Here is a 640-nt window from a genome sequence, read left to right as displayed (position 1 = left end):
GAGCGCCGCCAAGCTGAAGAGCATCGTAGAATAGAGCAAGCACAGCAGAAGGCTGAGCACGAAGCGCGTGATAAAGCCGAGCAAGAGGCTGAGAAGCCGGCCACAGAACAAGCTGTTAGAGAAGCCGAAGCAAAAGCCGCTGCTATCGATGCGCAATTATCGCAAGCTGGCTTTACCAAAACTGAAGACGGCAAAAGCTGGAACGGCGTCGGCGCTGCAACCGTCAACATGCTGCTATCAGCATCGCCTGAAGATGCCAAAGAGATGATCGGTGATTTGCGTGCGCCTGGTAAGCAAGATGGTACGCCAGAATGGTTGCTCAGCGAGCAGCACAAGCCAAACGGCAACGGCCAAGAGCGTCAGTTGTCGTCTAATCCGATGCTTGCCAATGCTGAAGCTCGTGCTCAAGCAGCGAAAAACTATATCTAAGCGATAGCCGTGCTGGTCAAGCATCCAGCGCGGACTAATGTTTTAACCACTTATTAGCCTTATCGATTAACTAGGAGCACAACATGCCAAGCGAACATTACGTCACTATTGGCGATATTTTAAAGTCTGAAGCTGACTCAAGCAACCGTATCGCTATCCCTGCTACTGACGGCACCAAGACTGGGCAGCTGGTCAAATATACCGAGCGCAA

General features: G+C 51.6%; 1 protein-coding gene. It reads left to right on the top strand.

Annotation, left to right across the window (positions count from 1 at the left end):
• Positions 1 to 429: hypothetical protein (locus ACS8FC_RS18500; RefSeq protein ID WP_439297867.1), on the top strand; the 429-nt coding region annotated here is incomplete at its 5' end.
• Between the last annotated feature and the right edge of the window lie 211 nt (positions 430 to 640).

The sequence above is a fragment of the Psychrobacter sp. 1Y4 genome, assembly GCF_051847555.1.
Note: the sequence above shows the minus strand (reverse complement) of the source record. Positions and strands in the feature narration are given on the sequence as shown.